This window comes from Pseudomonas sp. GW821-FHT07F01 (assembly GCF_059418825.1).
The window spans coordinates 878,898-898,297 of the sequence record NZ_JBWKQO010000001.1; the positions used below are offsets into that span (position 1 = coordinate 878,898).

A 19,400-nucleotide genomic window follows, 5' to 3' on the forward strand; every position below is an offset into this window, starting at 1 on the left:
GGCATCTTGAAAGGTGCCGCGGCCATCGTTCGGTTTCAGTACTGGCTGCGCGCCAGTTTGTTGTAGTGGTAGAGCATCTGGTCGTAACCCTGGGTCACTGCGTGGTAGTCGTCGCTCAGGCGTTGCGGCTCGGCATGTTGCTGCCAGTCGCGGTGCAGGGTGTCCAGCGCCTTGAGGTACTGTTCGCCGGGCTGGGCGATCAGTTGCCAGAGGTACAGCACCTGCTCGGTGTTCTTGTCCGGCTGGCCTGTTTTCAGGTACTGCTGCCGAGCGTCCCAGGTCTGGCGCAACTGCCGGGTGACCTGCGCCAGTTGGTCCGGGGTCAGGCTTTGCTGGCGTACGCCTGCCTCGACAAACTCCACAGTGCTGCGGGCCTGGATCATGTAATCGAGCAATGCCCAATGGGCATTGCGCCCCAGGCGTTGCTCCAGGCGCAGCAGTTGCTGGCTGCGCGGTTCGATATCCAGGGCCGGGAGCAACTGGCGCACGGCATTGGAAGCTTCCAGGTAAGCCTCGCTCTGTTGCGCCAGTTGGCGGGCAAACTCATCCAGTTGCGCCTCGGTCAGGGGCCGCCCGATGCCCATTTTGCGCATGAAGGAATCCTTGGTCAGGGCCGCGAAGGGCCCGAGCACTTGCAGATAGCGCACGGTGGCGGGGAGCAAAGGGCTGTCCGGGGCCAGGACCTGCAACTTGTCGGTGATCCTGCCGGGGCAGTTGAGGCGGTACAGTGCGTCGATGTCCTGGTGGCTGTAGGCATACAGGTCGTAGGCTTCGGGCGCCTTGGTCCGGGGCGCACCCTCGGTCATGAAGGCCTGGTGGGCCAGGCGCCAGGGCACATCCACCTGGTTCATGCAATTGACGATCGGCGCCAGGGCATTGGCCTGGGCGGTGCTCGGGCTGTCCTGGTGGTCCAGCCACAGGTCGAGGCGCCCCAGGGGCTTGCTGGCCCCGGCCAGGCCGACCAGCGTCAACCCCAGAACCAGGCCGATGGGCAGCAACCAATTGGGGTTCATGGCTGCCCCTCCTGGCCGTACCACTGGCGGGCGGTGGCCGGGGCCGTGCAGCCCTCGGCATTGGCGGGCATGCGCGCGCACAGGCGTTCGCTCCATTGCTGCAGGCCCTGGTTGGGGTTGAGCGTGCGCTGGCTGGTGAACAGCTGGAGGCTGCCCAGGCCTGCCACCAGCACCATGCAGCCCAGGCCGATCAACAGCCGCCGGCGCCAGGGAGCGGGTTTTTCCCAGGAAGCCTGGGCCTTGAGTTCGCGGCGCCGCAGGCTCGCCACCCCCAGCAGCACGGCCAGGTAAGTGGCGGCGCTGACCGGGCCGCAGAAATATCCCAGGGCACCGCTGATCAGCAGGGCCGGCAGCAGGTCGCGCAGGACCAGCACCTCACGATCCGGGTCGAGCCAGTGCGGCAGGCGTGCGCCGAGTGCCTGGTCGCGTACCCAGAGGCGGTGAGCCAGAGGCTGCCAGAGCCACCCCAGCAGGGCCCCGGCGCCGGCAAAACAGGTGCTCCAGAACAGCGTCACGCCAATGATTTCCCCCAGGCTGCCGGCTTGCGGCGCATAGCGGGCCACGGCCCCCGCCAGGCAGGCGAGGACAATGCCCAGGTACATGGGCCAGGCGTTGAAAGCGAACTCCCAGTCGCGCCAGAAGAACGGCGTGCCGCCGGGCATGCCGGCCGATACCTCGGGGTGATTGGCGTGCAGCCGCGAGCTCAGTTGGCGGCAGCAGGCCCAGTCATCGGGGCGCAGGCGCCGGGCGAAGTTGCGCCGGCGGGTGAAACTGATGGGCGCCAGCAGCAGGTAGGCGGCGCGCTGTTGCGGGCTGGCCGGCGCCTGGGTGGCCAGGGCCTGCTGGCGGGCAATGAATACCGGTGCTTCGTCACGGGCTTTGAGGCGCTCCCATTCCAGCGCCGGACAGGCGTTGTCCGCACCGTTGTGCCAGCCCTGGCCGGCACACACCGCGGCGAACCCCGGGCTGGACCAGTAGGGGCTGTTGAGCAGCAGCTCCACCAGTTGCAGGTTGAACCACTGGCCCTGGTCCAGGCTGTTCAGCCAGGGCTGCTGCTGGCGTTGCGCGTAGGCCTGGAGCAGAGCCTGGTCGTCGCGCTGGGCCAGGGCGTCCTGCAGGGGCTGCAAGAGCTTTTCCTGGCACTGTTCCAGCAATGCATCGATCAGGTACTCCGGCAGTTCCAGGCGCTGCCAGGCGCTGAGCCAGTGGAACGTGGCAAAGGCCCAGGCCAGCAGCTGTTGCGACTGGTCCGGGCGTTCCACGCAGTGGCGCAACAGGCCCAGCTCGAACTCCAGCAGGCAGTCGCTCTGGATCGCCTGCTGATAGCGCAGGTCCAGTTGCTCGATGCGGATGCCCTCCAGCAAGGGGGCGACTCGCTGCGCCGGCGACAGCGGCTTTGGGCCCTGCGGCGCCTGCCCCGCCAGCGGCACCGGGTCTTCGTTCGGGTGTGGCTCCTGCTCCTGCATGCCCAACCACCGGGCTTGCTCCAGCGCCGATTCATAGGCTTCGCGCAGGCGCTGGAACGCCACCGGGTCTTCATCCGGGCGAGTCTGCTTGAGCAGCCTGGCGTAGTGGCGTTTGATGGTGCGGGTATCGGCGGTGGCCGGCAGGCCGAGCAGGGTCCAGCAACTCATTGGGCGGTACGACTCCATGAAAGACCGCCGCGCCCGGGCAGTGGCGCGCTGAAACTGCGCACCCTACCGGTTTCCTGAAAAAAAGTCCCAGGCCGCATGCAACGGCCCGGGATGGTCGCTTCAGCTCACTGGCCGACGAACCAGCGGTAGTAGGGGTTGCCGCCATCGACCTGGAGCAGTTCGCGGATCTCCCGGGCCCAGGCTTCGCGGTCGCCATCATAGGCGTGCAGGCTGGCGCGGTAGAACTGCATCAGGTTGCGGCTTTCCTGGTTCATGCGCTGGCGAAACTCGGGGCTGACATTCACCAGCACCGGTGGATGGCGCAGGTTCAGCAGCTCCGGCAGAACCCGGTTGATCTCCCGTGGCCGCACCCAGGGTGCGTACTCGATGCGCGGCCGGTCATCGGTGACCGTCGGGGCATCGCCGGCAAAGCGCTGCAGGCCGTCGCGGTCGCTGACCCAAGTGGCCAGCAGCGCCTGGGCGGAATTGACCCCGACTTCCCCCAGGGCGCTGCGCACGTTGTCCTGGGCAAAGCGCCGCTCGATCCTGGCCGCATCCAGCTCGATGGGGTCCGGGGAACCCACCAGCAGCATCTCGTGGAACTCGCTGGTCCACAGGGTGGCGTAGGGGAAGACCTCGAGGAAGCTCTGCATCAGGGCGCGGGAGTCTTCGGTGTTCTGGGTCGGCAGGGGCAGCCACTGGGCCACCAGGCCCTGGGTGTTGAGGCGCCGCGCGGCCAGTTGGTAGAAGTCCCGGGAGTACAGGTTGACCACCCCGGCAGCGGAGGGCGGCGGCGGTTCCAGGGTGATCAGGTCATAGTTCTGCGGGCTGCGCAGCAGTTCCTGGCGCCCGTCCTGCAGGCGGATCTGAATGCCCGGGTCGCTGGCGGCATTGAAGTTGCCCTGGAACAGCGGCGCGGCTTCCAGTACCGCCGGTAGCAATTCCGCCACCACCCGCTGTTCCAGCCCCGGGTAGCGCAGCAGGGCCCCGGCGGTGATCCCTGTGCCGAAGCCGATCACCAGCGCCGAGCGCGGCTCGCCGTTGTGGATCAGCAGCGGCAGCAGGGCCTGGATGCGCATGTAGCGCAGTGACGGCATGGCATCGCCGGTGTTCGACACGCCCTGGATATACAGGCGATGGAATCGCCGCTCGGGCAGGCCCTGGGTCACCACCGCCACCGTGGCGCCGCGGCCTTCCTGGTAGAAACTCAGTTCGGCGTGGCGGGCCCCGGGCAGGAGTTGCGCCAGGCGCTGGGGCGGGGTCAGCAGGGCCACGGCCAGGGACAGCAGCCCCAGGGCAACCACCCCCTGGCGCCGGCCCTTGTTCACCCCGGGGCCCTGACGCACGGCAAGCAGGCCCACCAGCGCTGCGATCAGCGCCAGCAGCCCCAGGGTGCGCACCAGCCCCAGCCAGGGGATCAGCACGAAGCCGCACAGGGCCACGCCAATGATCCCGCCCAGGGTGTTGCAGGCCAGCACGGCGCCAACGTCGCGGCCCACTGCGCGGCCGTCACAGCACAGGCGCAGGGCCAGGGGGAAGGCCGCCCCCAGCAGCAGGGTGGGCACGAACACGATGCACAGCGCGGCCACGGCAAAGCGCCCGCTCATGCCCAGCAGCGGGCTGCCTCCCAGGCTGAGGATGAGGGCTTCGACCTGGGTCTGGGCGAGGATCAGCCAGCGCCCCAGCAGCGCCATTTCCAGCAGGGCCAGCAGCCCGGCACCGGCAATCAGCAGGCCAAACAGGCCCCAGGGGTCACGTACCCGGTCAGCCCGCGGGGCCATCAGGCTACTGCCCAGGAACAGCCCGCCCAGGTAGGTGGCCAGGACTACCGCAAAGGCGTAGGTGCGGGTGCTCATGAACGGCACGATGGACTGCGACCAGACCACCTCGTAGCCCAGGGCCACGCCGCCGGCGAGGCTGTACAGCAGCAGGGCCAGGCGTGCCGGCCGCGGGTTGCGGGCCAGCTTTGCCGGCGCGCTGGCGGGCAGGGCCTGCTGTTGTCGCAGGGCCAGAGCACCGAGGGCCGCCAGCAGGTTCAGTAGCGCGGCGGCCAGGGCGCTGCCGCGCACGCCGAGGGTGGCAATCAGCACAAAGGCGCTGAGCAGGGTGCCGGCAATTGCCCCGGCGGTGTTGGCTGCGTACAGCCTGCCACCGGCGCGGCCCAGTTGCCCCGGGTCGGCCGCCAGGGCTCGCACCAGCACCGGCAGGGTGCCGCCCATCAGCACCGCCGGGGCGCCCACCAGCAGCAGTGGCAGGCCCCAGGCCAGCAGGCCCAGGTGCAGGGCCAGTTCAGCGAAGGGCGCGGCGGCGCCGGCCAGGGCCAGGGTCGCGCCCACGGCCGTCAGCGCCACCAGCAACTCCAGCAGCGCGTACAGGCGCCAGGGATTGGCCACCCGGTCGGCCAGGCGGCCGAACAGCCAACCGCCCAGGGCCAGCCCGGCGAAGAAGGCGCTGATACCAGTGGTGATGGCATAGACCTCGACCCCCACCACCAGGGACAGTTGCTTGATCCACAGCACCTGGAAGATCAGCGCCGCAGCGCCGGAGACAAATAACAGCAGTGCCGGAAACCACTGCGCGCGGGTATCGAGGCTGTGGTTGGCAAGGTGTGGCCGCGAGAGGGGAGAACTCATGTTCCATGGCCTTATGCAGAAAACGAAATGCCCTACGGATGGGCAGGTGCCGGAGTCCCGGCGAATGCGGACTCAAGCGTAGTACAAGACTGGCGGACGTCTTCGTCGGCAAGTCGACGCCTGCTGTGTGGGGGGGAGAGGCCGCCCGGTGGGCCGGGCGGCGTCGGGTCATTGGGCCGGTTGAGCCTTCATTTTCTCGGCGATCTTGGCATCCACCGCGGCGCGGATCTGGTCGATGCTGAAGCTCGCCGGTTTCTGGCTCGGTGGGTATTCGATGAAGGTCTCGAGGAACTTCGCCGACTTGGTCACCGCCACCCCGGCCAGGTAGACGTTCTTGGTGTTCCAGTCATAGAACTGGTCGGACACCACGTCCGCCCGCTCGTAGGGGTCCATCCGCAAGTTGAGGATCTTCGGTACCCGCAGGCATACGAACGGCTCGCTCCAGACCCTGAACCCGCCGGGCTGGCGCTGCTCGCAGAACACCACTTTCCAGTTGTCGAAGCGCATCGACACCAGCACCCCGTCATCGTTGAAGTAGTAGAACTCGTGGCGTTCCCCCTTGGGCTGCTGGCCAGTCAGGTAGGGCAACTGGTTGAAGCCGTCCAGGTGCACCTTGAAGCTGGCGCCACCGGTGGTGGGGGCCCAGCCCTTGAGCAGCTTGTCCTTGACCCCGCTGTCGCCGGCCGCCGCCAGCAGGGTGGGGAACCAGTCGAGCCCCGAGAACATCTCGTTGGAGACTTCCCCGGCCTTGACCTTGCCCGGCCAGCGAACCATCGCCGGCACCCGGTAGGCGCCTTCCCAGTTGGAGTTCTTCTCGTTGCGAAATGGCGTGGTCGCTGCATCCGGCCAGGAGAACTGGTTGGGCCCGTTGTCGGTGGTGTAGACGACGATGGTGTTGTCGGCGATCTTCAGGTCGTCGAGGGTCTTGAGCAGTTTGCCCACATCGTTGTCGTGCTCGACCATGCCGTCGGCGTATTCGTTGCCGGGCATGCCGCTCTGGCCCGCCATGGACTCGCGCACATGGGTGAACACGTGCATGCGCGTGGTGTTCATCCAGACGAAGAACGGCTTGTCGGCCTTGGCCTGCTTCTCGATGAAGGCCTGGGCGGCGGCGGTGGTTTCGTCGTCGATGGTCTCCATGCGTTTCTTGGTCAGGGCGCCGGTGTCCTCGATCTTGCCGTCGGCAAAACTGTGGATCACCCCGCGTGGCGAGTTGGCCTTGACGAAGTCCGGGTCGTCCTTGGGCCAGTAGGGGCGCTCGGGCTCCTCTTCGGCGTTGAGGTGGTAGAGGTTGCCGAAGAACTCGTCGAAACCGTGGGCGGTGGGCAGGTACTCATCCCGGTCGCCCAGGTGGTTCTTGCCGAACTGGCCGGTGGCGTAGCCCTGGGATTTCAGCGCCTGGGCGATGGTGATGTCGCGTTTTTGCAGGCCCACCGGGGCCCCGGGGATGCCCACCTTGGACAGCCCGGTGCGCAGCGGCGTCTGCCCGGTAATAAAGGAAGAGCGCCCGGCGGTGCAGCTGTTCTCCGCGTAGTAGTCGGTGAACAGCATGCCTTCCTTGGCGATGCGGTCGATGTTCGGTGTCTTGTAGCCGACCACGCCCATGGAATAGGCGCTGATATTGGTCTGGCCGATATCGTCGCCGAAGATCACCAGGATATTGGGTTTCTCTGCCGCCCCGGCAGTTGCCGAGAACGCCATCACCGCGGTCGCCACCAGGGCGGCCTTGGGTAGCCACTTGCGTATGCGAGTCATCTGACTTGCTCCTTTTTCGGGTTCGCTCGCCTGGGGCGAGCCACGTTGAGTGCTGTCCTGCCTTGCGTCTGTTGTTGCTTCTCCTGTGGTCATTGCGCTTGCTCGGGTGCCAGGGGCTCGAAGGGGTAGATCCGCCGCCATTCGGCGGCCATGTCCACCAGCGTCCAGCCGTGCTGCTGTGCTTGATCCAGGGCCTGGTCCAGGCGCCCGACCTGGGACTTGCGGTCGTAGGCCCACTCGCGCGCTGCGTCGGTGTGGTGCACCAGGGCCATGAACCGCTTGCCACTGCCGGCGGCGGTCCACTGCAGCATCTGCAGGTCGCCGTCGGAGTTGCCGAAAGCCAGCAGCGGGCGCCGGCCGATGATCCCGTCGATGCTTTCCGGCTTGCCCGGGCCGTCGTCGTTGTGGGCCAGCTTGGCGGTGCGCAGGATCGACGGCTGGCCGTCCTGGAACTGCCACTGGGTGACGAAGTTGCTGCCGATCACCTGTTCCGGCGGGATGCCGTAGGCGCTTTCGGCGAAGACGCGCATGAAGGCGGTGTCGCCGCCGGAGACGATGTAGGTCTTGAAATCCTGGCTGCGCAGGTAGTCGAGCATTTCCAGCATGGGCTGGTAGATCATCTGGTTGAACGGCCGCCCGGTCTTCGGGTGGCGGGCCTCGGCCAGCCAGCGCCGGGCATTGTCGATAAAGGCCTCGCTGCTGATGCCGGTATGGGTGGCGCCGATGATCTGCAGCAGGCCGTGCATGCCGCTGGCGGCCAGGGCCTGGTGATCACCTTCGAGCACGGCCTGGAACGGCTGGCGGGTCTTCCACTCGGGGTGCTGGGGCGCCAGGCGCTTGATTTCGTCGAAGGCGAACAGCACCTCGAAATAGGCCGGCTGCTCGCTCCACAGGGTGCCGTCGTTGTCGAACACTGCAATGCGCTCGGCGGGTTTCACGTAGTCCGGGCCGCCCTGGGTGGTCACCGCCTGGACGAAGGCGAGAATGCCCTGCTTGCTCGGGCCGTCCTTCCACGAGGGCAAGGGGTCGCTGTTGGCCAGGGCCAGCAGCGGGGCGGCCATCAACAGCAGCAGGAGGGGCAGGTGGCGCACGCGCCAGGGGGCTGGAAGTGTCATGGGAAATCCTTCTCGTGACGGGGGTTGAGGGGGCGCAGGCCGTGGCCTTGAGAAGGGGCTTGCGGCGTACCTTCGGCGTGCAGCGCCGGCAACGCCTGGCGCAGTTGCTCCAGCGCCGCACCGGCGTGGGGCGTCGGGCCATAGCAGGCCTGCAGCAGGGCGCGCAGGCGCGGGCCCAGGCTGGCCAGATCGAGGCGGCCGCTGCTGCGCCGGCACCACAGGTACAGGGCACTCAATTGCGGCGGCTGCTGCTTGAGCTGGCCCGGCACCTGTTCCCAGGCCCAGGCGACGGAGCGCTCCCAGGCGGCCTGGCGGGCGGCCCGCCAGTGTTGCCAGGCCTGCTGCCCGCGTTGCCACCAGGGGCGGGCCAGGTACAGCGCCACAACGCCCAGCGCCAGCAGCAGGGCCAGGCCGACCAGGTACTGGGAAATGCGCCAGGGGTTTTGCCGGCCCAGGGCCTGGAGATCGTCGCGGATGGAAAACACCGGTTGATAGCGGCTGGCGGCCGTGGCCTCGAAACTCAAGGCCGGCAACTCGCTGACCTGGGCCCGATGCGCCTGGCTGTTCCACCATTTGATCCGCAGCGCCGGCAGTTGGTAGTGCCCGGGGCGCTGGATCCTGTAACTCAGGCGATCGATGCGCTGGCCACCGCTGATATGCCCGCGACCGTCATCCAGGTTGCTGATGCGCGGGGCCACCGGGTAGGCCTCCAGGCCGGCCACGGCGGCCGTTTGCGGCGGCGGCAGGGACAACCCCGGCGGGCCGTCGGCCTGCAGGGTCAGTTCGCGGACCAGGGTGTCGCCCACCGCCGCTGGTGTCGTGGACAAGCGCAGGGTCTGGGTCAGGCGCAGATCATCGGCCACCAGCACCGTTTCCCCCGGGGCGAAGCCCGGCGGCTGGCTGGCGCTGAAGGCCAGGGGCGGGGTCTGCGCCGACTGTTCGGCGCTGGCCTGGGCCGGGGTGGCACGCACCACCAGGGGCGGGATCTGGAACGAGCGGGCCTGTTGCGGGGTGATCCGGTAGCGGTAGCGCATGCCGAAGAACGGCTGCCCGTCGAGGGTCTGGTTCAAGTGCTCGGCTTCGCCGTCGGGTGCCAGCACCAGGGCCCCGGGCAGTTGCAGCTCCGGCAGGGTCGCGGCCTGGGTGAACCAGGTATTGGTCAGCACATCGACCTGCAACTGCAGGGTTTGCCCGACCATCACCGAGGTGTCGGGCTGCAACTGGGCCTGCACCCGCAACTGCGGCTCTGCCGCCAGCGCCTGCCAGCCCCAGAGCATCAGCCCAAGCGCCACTGCCCACAGACCTCTCAGCGCTACAGGGTTCATGGCGTCACCTGCGGCGTGGTGTTGTCGAGGTCCTGCAGGCTGAACTTCTGCCGCAGGAACGCCGCCGGGGAGGTGCTGAGGTTCTGCAGCCAAAGCTCGTCGCTGGCGGCCTGCTGGGTCTCGACCTTCTTGCTCTGGCCCTTGCCCGCAGGCTTGTCGAACTTGATGGCATCGGGCTTGACCTCGGGGGCGTTCTGCTGCGCGCTCTCGGTGTCTTTTTTCAGCGCCTGGGCCAGGGCCAGGTTGGCGCGGGCCTCGGCAAACCGGGGCTGCAACTTCAGGGCTTGCTGATAGGCGGCGATGGCCTCGTCGAACTTGAAGCGCCGCACATGGATATTGCCCAGGTAGAAATACGCCGCGGCGCTGTCCAGGCGGGCGAAGCTGGCCAGGGCCAGATCGAAGTCCGCCGCTTTATAAGCCGCGATGCCTTTCCAGTAGGGGTCGGTGAACAGCGCGGCGGCGGCCGGGTAGTGGCCGTGTTCGAAGGCCCAGCGGCCTTGCTGGTCGGCGCTGAAGAAGGCGTCGGCCAAGGTATTGGCCCGGGCCGTCGGCGCTTGCAGGCTCAAGCCCAGGCCCAGCAGCAGGGCACCCAGCCAGTTCAGGCTCCAGCCGCGGCGCACGCTGCAGAACGCCAACAGCAGCAGTGGCCAGCACAGCCAGTAGCCGGCGTCTTTCCATTGCAGTTGCCGGTCGGGGGCGCTGGCCGCGGTGAAATGCTGCTGGGCATGCAACTGCACCCAGTCCAGGTCGTCGTCATTCAGGGTCAGGCTGCCCAGGGGCGCGTCGCTGGCGGCGGCCAGTTGCTTGAGCGCGGCGCTGTCGAAACGCCCCAGTTGCGGGCGGCCGTCACTGTCGGTGAGCGGCTGGCCGTTGGCGTCGCGGATGATCCCGCCGTCGCTGCTGCCGGCCGCGAGGATCAGTACCTGCAAGGGGCTGTCGGCCAGTTGCTGTTTGATCGCCGCCAATTGCGAGGTGTCGGCGCCGTCGCTGATCAGCAGCAGGCTGCCGGGGCTGTGCTCGGCCTGGAGCAGGCGCTGGGCTTGCCGGATCACCCCCAGCACATCCTTGCCCGGGCGCTGGATCAGCTCGCTGCCCAGGGCCTGGATGAAGCTGTCGAGCAAGGCCGGGTCGTCGCTGGCCGGCAGTACCAGGTGGGCGCTGCCGGCGTAGGCGATCAGCCCGGTGCGGGCGCCACGGCGTTGCTGCACCAGTTGCTGCAGCTTGTGCTTGGCGGCCTCCAGGCGGCTGGGCGGCAGGTCGCTGGCGTTCATCGAGGGGGACAGGTCGAGGGCGATGATCAGCGGTGCGCGGTTGTGCAGGAAATCCGGGCGGTCCTGTTCCCAGGTGGGGCCGGCAGCGGCCAGGGCGCCCAGCACCAGCAGCGCGCTGAGCAGATGCACCGGCCGCAGGCGCTGGGAGTCCTGCGGGGTGACCAGCAGGTGCGTCAGCAGGTGTGGGGCAATGGTGCCCCGCAGGCGGGCCTGCAGGTCATGCCGGCGCTGCCAGAGCCAGGGCAGCAAGGCCCCGGGAATGATCAGCAGCAGCCACAGTGGGCGCAGGAGGTGCAGGTCGCTGAGGTTGATCTGCATTTCAGGCCTCCTGCGGGCGAACCCGGCTCGGGCGCAGGCGCGGCGCCAGCCAGGCCAGCAGGTGATACAGCACCAGCAGGCCCAGGGCCGCGCCCAGGGGCCAATGGAACAAATCGCGCTTGGGCTGGTGGCGCAGGGTCTGCACTTGATGGGGGGTGAGGCGGTCGAGGGTGGCGTAGACCTGGTCCAGGGCGCTGCGGTCCTCGGCGCGGAAGTAGCGGCCACCGGTGGTCCGGGCGATCTGCTCCAGGGCCGACAGGTCGACCTTGGCTTCACCTTCGGCGCTGGGGTCCCCGATGCCGATGGTATGGATCACTACGCCTCTGGCTGCGGCCATGGCGGCGGCGTGTTGTGGGGTGATGGCGCTGCTGGTGTCGTTGCCGTCGGTGAGCAGGATCAGCACTTTTTCTGGTTCATTGGCCTGTTCCAGCAGCTTGAGCGCCAGGCCGATGGCGTCGCCAATCGCGGTGTTGGGCCCGGCCATGCCGATCCCGCTGTCTTCGAGCAGCAGGCTCAGGCTGGCGTGGTCCAGGGTCAGGGGCGCCTGGGCAAAGGCGCCGCTGCCGAACACGATCAGCCCCAGGCGATCGTCCTTGCGCCGCTGGATAAAGCCCTGGACCACTTCTTTCACTGCGCTCAGACGGTCGATCCGCTGGCCGTTGGCGTCGTTGAAATCCTGGGTCTGCATCGATTGCGAGAGGTCGATGGCGAGCATCAGGTCGCGTACCGGCCGCTGCTGTTCGAGGGGAGGCTCGACCCACACCGGCCGCGCCACCGCCAGCACCAGCAGGGCCCAGACCAGCAGGTTGAGCAGCAACTGCCCGCGGTTGCGGCGGCTGCCGGACGGTTGCGGCGCCTGGCCGACCGCGCGGCTCATGGCGGCGAAGAACGGCACCCGCACCGCGCTGCGGGCCTCGCGGTAGGCGGGCAGCCAGCGGTAGCCGAACCAGGGCAGCGGCAGCAGGAGCAACAGCCAGGGAGAGTCAAGCTGCCACATGATGCTGTTCCACCCAGGTGCGGCACTGCTCGAACAACTGTTGTTGCTGTGCGGGCGACAGGGCCTGCAATTGCGCCTGGGGCGCGTAGGCCAGCAGGGCCAGTTGCTGGCTGAAATCCTCGGGCAGCGGTAGCGGGCAATGCTGTTGCAGAAAGGCCTGCCAATCCGCCCCTCGCAGCCCCGCCACCCCCCGCGGGCCTGCAGGCGCTGGCTTGCCCGCAAAAGCGCGGGTGGCTGTGGCAACGGCTTCCCCGGCAAGCCGGCGCCCACGGGATGCGTGGGGGGCGGGGGGCATGGACAGGGCCACGCGCTTGAGCAGTTCGGGCAAGGCGCGCAGGGCATGGATGCGCTCGTCGCTGGCTTGCAGCCGGGCCAGTTGTGCCAGCGCTTCGCGCCGATAGGCATCCCGGCGCCAGCGCCAGTAGCGCCGGGCGCCCCAGGCCAGGGCGCCGAGCAGCAGCAGGGCCAGCAGCACGGCCCAGCCCCAGGTCTGCGGCAGGTAGGCGGGCGGTGGTGGCAGGGGCATTTCCTGCAACTGGTCGATGCTGGGGAGGGTCGGGTTCATCGCCGCGGCGCTCCCAGCCTGCCCAGCTCGCTGCGCAGTTGTCCCAGGGCCTCCTGGGCCGTGCTGAACATCATCAGCGGCACCTGGCTGCGGCGCAGCAGGCTGGCCACGTCCTTGAGCCGGCCACTGAGGAAGTCCCCCAGGGGCCGGTGCACCTGGCGCTGCTCCACCGCCAGTTCCACTTGCAGTTGGCCCTGGGTCACCAGCAGTCGGCCGTTGTGCGGCAGTTCCAGGGCCAGGGGGTCATAGACCTGCAGGGCGATCACGTCGTTGTGCCGGGCCAGTTGGCGCAGGTACTGCAGGGTGCGCGGGCTGGTGCCGGCGAAGTCGCTGACGATACAGACCAGGTGGTCGTGGGCGGCGAGGTTCAGGCATTGCTGCAGCACCCGGTCCAACTGCGCGTCGCCCTCATGGTCGGGGTTGCCGGCGTGCAGTTGCTGGTTGTGCTGGACGATCCGGCTGCACAGGGCTTCCACGCGCTTGCGGCTACGCAGCGGGGCGAGGCTGTCGATGCCCTGGTCGTTGAACACCAGGCCGCCGACCCGGTCACCGGCCTGGAACACCATCCACGCCGCCAGCGCCGCCAGTTCTGCGGCCAGGGCCGACTTGAAGGCCCGCCGCGAGCCGAAGAACATCGACATGCGCTGGTCCACCAGGATCAGCGCCGGGCGGTCGCGCTCTTCGGTGAAGGTACGCACCACCGCCTTGCCGGTGCGCAAGGTGGCGCGCCAGTCCAGGTGACGCAGATCGTCGCCGGGCTGGTAGCGGCGCAGTTCGTCGAAGTTCAGGCCGCGCCCGCGCAGGCGCGAGGCGTGGTTGCCGGCGAGGATGCTGGCTTGTGGTTGGCGGGCGACAAAACTCAGGGAACGGGCCTGGAACTCCAGGGCCATCAGCTGGCTCAGGGCGACATAGACCTGCCCGTCGGCTTCGTGCAGTGGCGTTGCCATGGCGGTTCTCCTCAGGCCGGGATGGCCACGCTGTCCAGCAGCAGGTCCAGCACCTGGTCGGCGCCGACGCCGTCGGCCACCGCGTCGTAGCTCAGTTGCAGGCGGTGGCGCAGCACCGGGTGCAGCACCCTGCGCACGTTGTCCGGGCTGACGAAATCCTCGCCCTGCAGCCAGGCATCGGCGCGGGCGCAGCGGTCCAGGCCGATGCCGCCCCGGGGGCTGGCGCCGATGGCGATCCAGCGCCCCAGGTCCGGGTGATAGTCGGCGGGGTGGCGGGTGGCGTTGACCAGGTCGATCAGGTAGCGGTCGATGGCCGGGGCCACGGCCACCGCGCCGACTTCGCGACGGGCATCGAAGATCACCTGCTGGGACAAGGCAAAGCCCGGCACCCCGGGCGTGGCGCTGCCCAGGGCCTGTTCCTCGGCGCGCAGCAGGCGCAGCACCTGGCTTTCGTCCTCGGGCTGGGGGTAGTCCAGCAGCACCTTCATCAGGAAGCGGTCCATCTGCGCTTCCGGCAGGGGGTAGGTGCCTTCCTGCTCGATGGGGTTCTGGGTCGCCAGGACGATGAACAGCTCGGGCAGGGCATGGCTGGTGCCGGCCACGGTGATCTGCCGTTCCTCCATGGCTTCCAGCAGTGCTGCCTGGACCTTGGCCGGAGCGCGGTTGATCTCGTCCGCCAGGATCAGGTTGCCGAACAGTGGCCCGGGCTGGAAGCGGATCTGGTTCTGCCCCTGTTCCTGGTGCAGCACTTCGGCGCCGGTGATGTCCGAGGGCAGCAGGTCGGGGGTGAACTGGATGCGCCGCATGCTGGCCTCCAGGTGCCGGGCCAGGGCCTTGACCGTGCGGGTCTTGGCCAGCCCGGGCAGGCTTTCCAGCAGCAGGTGGCCGTTGCCCAGCAGGCCGATGACGATCTGCCGGATCACCGCTTCCTGGCCCAGCACCGCTTCGCTGATGCTGGCTTGCAGGGCCTGTATATCGTTACGTGCGCTCATGCTCGGTTCCTTGTGCATAGCTATTACCAGGGGGCCGCCACGACCACGTAGCGCAGGCTGCCGCCGATGTATTGCGGCTGGTACCAGGTGTTGCCGCAGTGTTGGTAGGCCACGCCGCTGGCCACCACCGAAACGCAGTCCGGCGGCACGCTGTCGACCTGGGTGCCGATGGCGAATGCCGCGGCGGTGGTGGCGCCGACCACCGCCGCTGCGGCCCAGGGGTGGTACCAGTCGTCGCCGTGATCGGGCGGTGGCGGCGGTGGCCCGGGCGGCCCCGGATAAGGCTGGGGCCCTGGCCCTGGATAGGGGTGTGGCTCAGGGCCCGGGCCGGGATAAGGATGCGGGCCGGGCCCTGGTCCTGGCCCGGGATGGGGCTGCGGATAGGGATGGGGCTCGGGATGCGGCCCCGGTTGCGGTGGCTGGGGCATGGGGTGCGGCATCGGCCGCGGCTGGGGCATGGGCCTCGGCGCCGGGCCGCCCCCACCGTGGGGCACGACGAAGGTGCGGGCACCGCCGCCACCGCCGCGCAATTGCCAGGCCTGGGCCGCGGACACTTGCAGCAGGCCAAGGGTCAGGACGCTGCACAGCAACCAGTGATTGCGCTTCATGGCTGTACCTCCCCTTGTGCTGCGCTGCGCTCCAGGCGCCGCAATGGCACCTGCGTGACGCCGGCCGGGGGCTTGAAGGCGAAGCTTGCGGCACTTGGTGCCGACTTGAGTTGCCAGCGGTAATCGACACTGTGGCGCGGCTGCTCGGGGCTGTCGCGGCGGCTGATGACCAGGCGGCAGGGCAAGGGCCGGGGCCCTTCGCGCAGCCACAGCTGCCAGTCGATGTCGCTCTGGCGGAAGGCGTAGTGGGCGCAACGCTGGTCGCCCAGGGTCTCGCTGGCGATGTACAGCGCCGACGTCAGGCCGACCTTCTGCGCGGTGTCGGCATCCCAGCGGAACAGGTCCGCCAGGGGCAGTTCGATGCCGTAGCTGTCGCTCAGGCGCTGTACCAGAGCGTCGATGCTGGCGGGCGCCGGGGCTCGGGCATAGTAGGGGCCGCGGCTGTCGTAGAGGGTGAAGGCTTCGCCGTCGTAGTACAGGCTGCGCCGCGCGCCCTGGCTTTCGACACTGACCCGCAGCCTGTCGGGCCGCTGGGCCAGCAGTTCGGTGTGGTGGCGAAATTCCACGGCCTGGCCGCTTTCCAGCAACTGGTCGGTGACGCTGTCGGCCTGGATCGCGAACTGGCGCAGGCTGCGCAGGTAGCTGCCCATCTGCTGCAGGGCGCCGAGGGCACGAGGTTCCAGCTCATCGGCGGCGTGCAGTGGGGCACCGGCCCAGAGCAGGCCGAGCAGGGCGGCCAGCACAGTAGAGAATCGGGCACGGTCGGACATGGCGGGCTCCGTTCAGAACATGAAAGTGGGAATGACCGGGATAAAGGACAGGCGAAAATTCCAGCGGCTGCCGATCTGGTCGTCGGGGTGGATCGCCGAGTACTGGACTTCGCCGGAGATCCTCACCGGCAACTTGCCGACGTTGAAAATGCGCCCGGCACCCAGGCCGATGGGGAAGGTCACCTTGTTGCCGCCGTCGGCCTTCCAGTTGACGGTGACATTGGGGGTCATGCCGATCCGCCATTGGGCCGGCCCCGGCAGGGCGCGCTGGATGAAGTACTGGATGTTGCTCAGGCTGACGTCCTTGCGCCGTCCGTCGCCGGCCACCGACCACCAGTGCTGGGGAAACACCCCCAGGGTCCAGTCCGGGCCCAGGTAGGCGGCGACGAAGGCCGGGCCCAGGGAGTACTTGCCGGTGCCCAGCACGTCCTGCTCGGCGGTGGGAAACATCGCCGTCGGCCCCACGCCCCAGACCAGCTTGCCGCCGCCGGCAAAGCGCAGTGGCTCCTTGGGGGAGAACACCCCCACGTAGGCCAGGTCGCCGAAGCCGCTGGTGCGCTGGAAGGGGTCCTCGATCAGCGCTGGAAAGTCCCGGTCGCTCAGCACTTCATAGGGGCTCAGGCCCACCAGTTTGCCGGCCTTGCGGTTGACCGGGGCGCTGACATAGCTGATGGGCAGGCGGTTGATCAGGTTCCAGTCTTCCCCCAGGGAGATCGGGAAGGTGGGCATGAAGCTGTATTTGCCCAGGTAACGCGTGCCGTTGCTATGGAGGCCCTTGAGGGCGGTGTAGTCGAACTGGTTGAACAGCAGCACCAGGTTGCCCACCGGGTTGTCCATCAGCTTGGCGATCTGCTCGGTGGAGGGTTCGCAGCCGGCCTTGACCACTTGCTTGAGGTCGATATCGAAGTTTTCCTGCAACTGCCGGCAGGTCTCGGGATCGCCCTTGGCCGCCGGGCGCTTGCCGTCTTCCCCCAGGGCTGGCAGTTCGTTGGCAAGGGCGGCGAGGCTGCCCAGCAGGGTGGAGCACAGGGCCAACTGGCAAGCGATACGCATTGGCGTGCTCCTAGAAAAAGGCCAGGGTCAGGTTGACGCTGACGCCGTTGCCCTCGGGGCGGTTCTTGGTGTCGAACTCGGGGATCCAGCGCGCGCTGATGTTGGCCTGGGCATCGGCGAACTTGCCGCTCCAGCCCAGGGTTGGCCCGGCGCCCACGGAGCGCCCGCGATAGCCGTTGAGTTTGTCTGCGGTGGGGCCCTGGTCGTCGCTGATCTGCTGGATGTAACCGACCACCAGCCCGGCGTTCCAGCCGCTGCCGAAGCCGTGGGTCCACAAGCCATCGAGGCGCAGGATGTCGCCGTTGCGGTAGTCGGCGGCGTCGTTGCGGGTGTAGAACTCCAGGGCGCCCATCAGGCTGAATTCGCCGCCCTTGCCGTCCAGATGGGTGAAGGCGATGGTCGGCATGAAGGTGTAGTTGTTCTGCCCGGGGTTGGCCAGGCGGTTGTCGTTGTAGGCCCCGGTGGGCACGTAGATCGGCAGCGACAGGGCGATATGGTCGCGCTCGTTGATGTGGTAGCCGGCGGCGATCGGCGTGACCAGCAGGTCGGCGAACTGGGTGCCGCTGTCCTGGGTACCCACCGTGCGCCCGCGGGGGCCGGTGAGGCTGGCCTGGATGTCGGTGTACTGCACCGGCACGCCGATGGCCGAGGCGTAGTTCCAGCGGCCCTTGCCGGTGTCCCAGACCCGGGTGAAGTTGCCCATGGTGTAGGACACCTTCATTTTCAGCCCCGAGCTGAGATCGCCGATGATCGGCACCTGGCCGCTGCCCTTGAGCTCGCCGTCGTAGTAGATGCTGGTCAGGGACATCACCCAGCCCGGTTCCGGGGGGATGATCCCGGCATTGGAGTAGATCTGCTGGCCGGTGATGGGCCGGCCGACCCCGCCTTCGGCGGCATGCAGCAAGGGGCTGGCCGCCAGCAGGCAAAGGGCCAGGGATGAACGCAGGGGCGAAGGGCTGGGCATGACGGGCTCCGCTTATTGTTGTTCAGGGGCGACCGGCGTCAGCGGCGGCATCTTCCACTGGCCGTTGCTGACGTCGGGTTTGGGCAGGTAGATTCGCAGCACCCCGTAGAAGGGGCCGTCGGGGGCCGGCAGCCAGTTGCTTTGCAGCTCCTTGGCCGGCGGCTGGTGCTGCACATGGAGGGTCAGGCCGCCGTCGGCGTCGGTTTTCAGCGAGGGCAGCATGCGTGAGTTGATCAGGTAGCGTTGCAGCGGGTTGGCCACCAGCAGCTTGCTCTTGCCGTCGTACATCGTCAGCGACCAGAAGGCATTGGCCGGGGGCAACTGGCCCTTGGCGAAGTGCAGGCGGTAGCGGTGCTGGCCGGCGTTGAGCGGCTGGCCCTGGTCATCGACGAAGTAGCCGATATAGCTGGCCTCTTCGGCGGAGTTGCCGAAGATCCCCATGTTGGCCCCGGCGTAGCGGTACAGGTAGTTGTCCTGCAGGTGCTGGCGGCTGCCGAACAGGTCGCCACTGGTGATCTTGTGGGTATCGACCTGTTCTTTCTTGAAGGCGGCGAATTCGGCCTTGCCGTCGCTGATGCCGTCTTCCAGGGCCTGCTTTTGCGCGCTGCCCAGCTCTTTGAGGGGGAAGGGCTGGCCGGGAATGATGCCGATGCTGGCCAGGCGTGCCAGCAGGTCCTTTTCCTCGGGCTGGGGCTGGGCGAAGGCCAGCATGAAGTTCAGGTAGCCGAACAGTTCCGGGCTGTCGCTCATGGTGGCGGTGGGCGGGGGCCAGTGGATCGCTGCCGGCGCCGGGGGCGGCGGCCGGCCGAGGAACTGGCTCAGCGCCTGGACCCGGTAGCTCTGCTGGATCTTCTGCACCTGCTCCAGGTCTTTTTCATCGAACAATTGGGTGCGGTACAGGGCGTAGACGATGTTGCTTTCACTGTGCAGCACCTTGTCGATACCGGCTGGCGTGGGGCCTTGCCAGTCAGGCCCGGCGATCAGGTAGTGGCCGCCCTGGTTGCCGGTGCTGCGGGTGCCCAGGTAGTCGAAGTTCTGGGTGTAGAGGTCGATCAACTGCACCGAGTAGTAGCGCTGGGCATCGATGGCCGGCAGGCTCAGTACCTGGGGTTCGGCCCGCAGGTCGAGCCAGGCGAAGGAGTAGGGGGTGTCCGAGTTGGGGGTGACGAAGGCCGTGTCCTTGGGGCTGAAGACCTGGGCGGTACCGCCGATGCGGTTGAACGGTGCCTTGAAGTTGGGCCCCCCCTGATCCACGGCCTGGGTGTAGAGGGTCTTGTACATCTCCACCACCGGAAAGCCGTAGAGGTACGCCTGCTTGGCGATACCCCGGGCCTGCTCCGCGGTCGCGCTGAAGGCGCCCAGGGACGGGCCGCTGAGGGCCAGCGTCAAGACCCCGAGCAAGCTGGGCATCACAGCCTTGATGATCATCGTTCGAATCCT

General features: G+C 68.1%; 16 protein-coding genes. All 16 read right to left on the bottom strand.

The annotated features are described in order from the left end of the window. Positions 1-35: 35 nt before the first annotated feature. Positions 36-1,013, bottom strand: a complete 978-nt coding sequence (locus AC07R1_RS04030; protein ID WP_065363963.1) for a DUF3829 domain-containing protein — start codon at positions 1,011-1,013, stop codon at positions 36-38. Further along, on the bottom strand, positions 1,010-2,647 hold the full coding sequence (locus AC07R1_RS04035) for a molecular chaperone DnaJ (protein ID WP_495110164.1): 1,638 nt from the start codon (positions 2,645-2,647) through the stop codon (positions 1,010-1,012). The genes AC07R1_RS04030 and AC07R1_RS04035 overlap by 4 nt, the downstream gene beginning before the upstream one ends. Before the next feature lie 125 nt (positions 2,648-2,772). Further along, entirely contained in the window at positions 2,773-5,280 is a 2,508-nt protein-coding gene (locus AC07R1_RS04040) for a spermidine synthase (protein ID WP_495110165.1), read from the bottom strand. Between the two features lie 168 nt (positions 5,281-5,448). After that, positions 5,449-7,035, bottom strand: coding sequence for an arylsulfatase (locus AC07R1_RS04045; RefSeq protein WP_011061132.1), 1,587 nt, complete (start codon positions 7,033-7,035; stop codon positions 5,449-5,451). A gap of 89 nt (positions 7,036-7,124) precedes the next feature. After that, positions 7,125-8,150 (bottom strand): HAD family hydrolase, encoded by a 1,026-nt coding sequence (locus tag AC07R1_RS04050; protein ID WP_495110166.1) that lies wholly within the window; start codon positions 8,148-8,150, stop codon positions 7,125-7,127. Then, the gene (locus AC07R1_RS04055; RefSeq protein WP_495110167.1) at positions 8,147-9,475 is read right to left on the bottom strand and encodes a BatD family protein; all 1,329 of its coding nucleotides are present in this window, start codon (positions 9,473-9,475) and stop codon (positions 8,147-8,149) included. The genes AC07R1_RS04050 and AC07R1_RS04055 overlap by 4 nt, the downstream gene beginning before the upstream one ends. Beyond that, entirely contained in the window at positions 9,472-11,064 is a 1,593-nt protein-coding gene (locus AC07R1_RS04060) for a VWA domain-containing protein (protein ID WP_495110168.1), read from the bottom strand. Before AC07R1_RS04060 ends, AC07R1_RS04055 begins: the two co-directional genes overlap by 4 nt. Before the next feature lies 1 nt (position 11,065). Further along, positions 11,066-12,061: a vWA domain-containing protein gene (locus AC07R1_RS04065; RefSeq protein WP_103408118.1), complete on the bottom strand. Its 996-nt coding sequence runs from the start codon at positions 12,059-12,061 to the stop codon at positions 11,066-11,068. Further along, complete coding sequence (locus AC07R1_RS04070) at positions 12,048-12,626, bottom strand: DUF4381 domain-containing protein (RefSeq protein WP_495110169.1); 579 nt, start codon at positions 12,624-12,626, stop codon at positions 12,048-12,050. Before AC07R1_RS04070 ends, AC07R1_RS04065 begins: the two co-directional genes overlap by 14 nt. Further along, positions 12,623-13,573 (bottom strand): DUF58 domain-containing protein, encoded by a 951-nt coding sequence (locus AC07R1_RS04075; protein ID WP_019095215.1) that lies wholly within the window; start codon positions 13,571-13,573, stop codon positions 12,623-12,625. Before AC07R1_RS04075 ends, AC07R1_RS04070 begins: the two co-directional genes overlap by 4 nt. Positions 13,574-13,584: 11 nt before the next feature. Then, on the bottom strand, positions 13,585-14,565 hold the full coding sequence (locus tag AC07R1_RS04080) for an AAA family ATPase (RefSeq protein ID WP_072441949.1): 981 nt from the start codon (positions 14,563-14,565) through the stop codon (positions 13,585-13,587). Positions 14,566-14,588: 23 nt separating this feature from the next. Continuing rightward, positions 14,589-15,173 carry a hypothetical protein gene (locus AC07R1_RS04085; RefSeq protein ID WP_177190955.1) on the bottom strand — a complete coding sequence of 195 codons (585 nt, stop codon included), beginning with the start codon at positions 15,171-15,173 and terminating at the stop codon, positions 14,589-14,591. After that, positions 15,170-15,943, bottom strand: coding sequence for a DUF2092 domain-containing protein (locus tag AC07R1_RS04090; RefSeq protein ID WP_495110170.1), 774 nt, complete (start codon positions 15,941-15,943; stop codon positions 15,170-15,172). Before AC07R1_RS04090 ends, AC07R1_RS04085 begins: the two co-directional genes overlap by 4 nt. A 12-nt stretch (positions 15,944-15,955) precedes the next feature. Further along, the gene (locus AC07R1_RS04095; protein ID WP_495110171.1) at positions 15,956-16,996 is read right to left on the bottom strand and encodes a transporter family protein; all 1,041 of its coding nucleotides are present in this window, start codon (positions 16,994-16,996) and stop codon (positions 15,956-15,958) included. 10 nt (positions 16,997-17,006) lie between these two features. Further along, positions 17,007-17,960, bottom strand: coding sequence for a SphA family protein (locus AC07R1_RS04100; protein ID WP_011061142.1), 954 nt, complete (start codon positions 17,958-17,960; stop codon positions 17,007-17,009). 12 nt (positions 17,961-17,972) lie between these two features. Further along, the gene (locus tag AC07R1_RS04105; RefSeq protein ID WP_495110281.1) at positions 17,973-19,370 is read right to left on the bottom strand and encodes a DUF1254 domain-containing protein; all 1,398 of its coding nucleotides are present in this window, start codon (positions 19,368-19,370) and stop codon (positions 17,973-17,975) included. Positions 19,371-19,400: the final 30 nt, after the last annotated feature.

Bases quoted from the DNA above. Each gene is read 5' to 3' on its own strand.
- AC07R1_RS04030 (WP_065363963.1), bottom strand. From the start codon at position 1,013: ATGAACCCCAATTGGTTGCTGCCCATCGGCCTGGTTCTGGGGTTGACG.
- AC07R1_RS04035 (WP_495110164.1), bottom strand. From the start codon at position 2,647: ATGAGTTGCTGGACCCTGCTCGGCCTGCCGGCCACCGCCGATACCCGC.
- AC07R1_RS04040 (WP_495110165.1), bottom strand. From the start codon at position 5,280: ATGAGTTCTCCCCTCTCGCGGCCACACCTTGCCAACCACAGCCTCGAT.
- AC07R1_RS04045 (WP_011061132.1), bottom strand. From the start codon at position 7,035: ATGACTCGCATACGCAAGTGGCTACCCAAGGCCGCCCTGGTGGCGACC.
- AC07R1_RS04050 (WP_495110166.1), bottom strand. From the start codon at position 8,150: ATGACACTTCCAGCCCCCTGGCGCGTGCGCCACCTGCCCCTCCTGCTG.
- AC07R1_RS04055 (WP_495110167.1), bottom strand. From the start codon at position 9,475: ATGAACCCTGTAGCGCTGAGAGGTCTGTGGGCAGTGGCGCTTGGGCTG.
- AC07R1_RS04060 (WP_495110168.1), bottom strand. From the start codon at position 11,064: ATGCAGATCAACCTCAGCGACCTGCACCTCCTGCGCCCACTGTGGCTG.
- AC07R1_RS04065 (WP_103408118.1), bottom strand. From the start codon at position 12,061: ATGTGGCAGCTTGACTCTCCCTGGCTGTTGCTCCTGCTGCCGCTGCCC.
- AC07R1_RS04070 (WP_495110169.1), bottom strand. From the start codon at position 12,626: ATGAACCCGACCCTCCCCAGCATCGACCAGTTGCAGGAAATGCCCCTG.
- AC07R1_RS04075 (WP_019095215.1), bottom strand. From the start codon at position 13,573: ATGGCAACGCCACTGCACGAAGCCGACGGGCAGGTCTATGTCGCCCTG.
- AC07R1_RS04080 (WP_072441949.1), bottom strand. From the start codon at position 14,565: ATGAGCGCACGTAACGATATACAGGCCCTGCAAGCCAGCATCAGCGAA.
- AC07R1_RS04085 (WP_177190955.1), bottom strand. From the start codon at position 15,173: ATGAAGCGCAATCACTGGTTGCTGTGCAGCGTCCTGACCCTTGGCCTG.
- AC07R1_RS04090 (WP_495110170.1), bottom strand. From the start codon at position 15,943: ATGTCCGACCGTGCCCGATTCTCTACTGTGCTGGCCGCCCTGCTCGGC.
- AC07R1_RS04095 (WP_495110171.1), bottom strand. From the start codon at position 16,996: ATGCGTATCGCTTGCCAGTTGGCCCTGTGCTCCACCCTGCTGGGCAGC.
- AC07R1_RS04100 (WP_011061142.1), bottom strand. From the start codon at position 17,960: ATGCCCAGCCCTTCGCCCCTGCGTTCATCCCTGGCCCTTTGCCTGCTG.
- AC07R1_RS04105 (WP_495110281.1), bottom strand. From the start codon at position 19,370: ATGCCCAGCTTGCTCGGGGTCTTGACGCTGGCCCTCAGCGGCCCGTCC.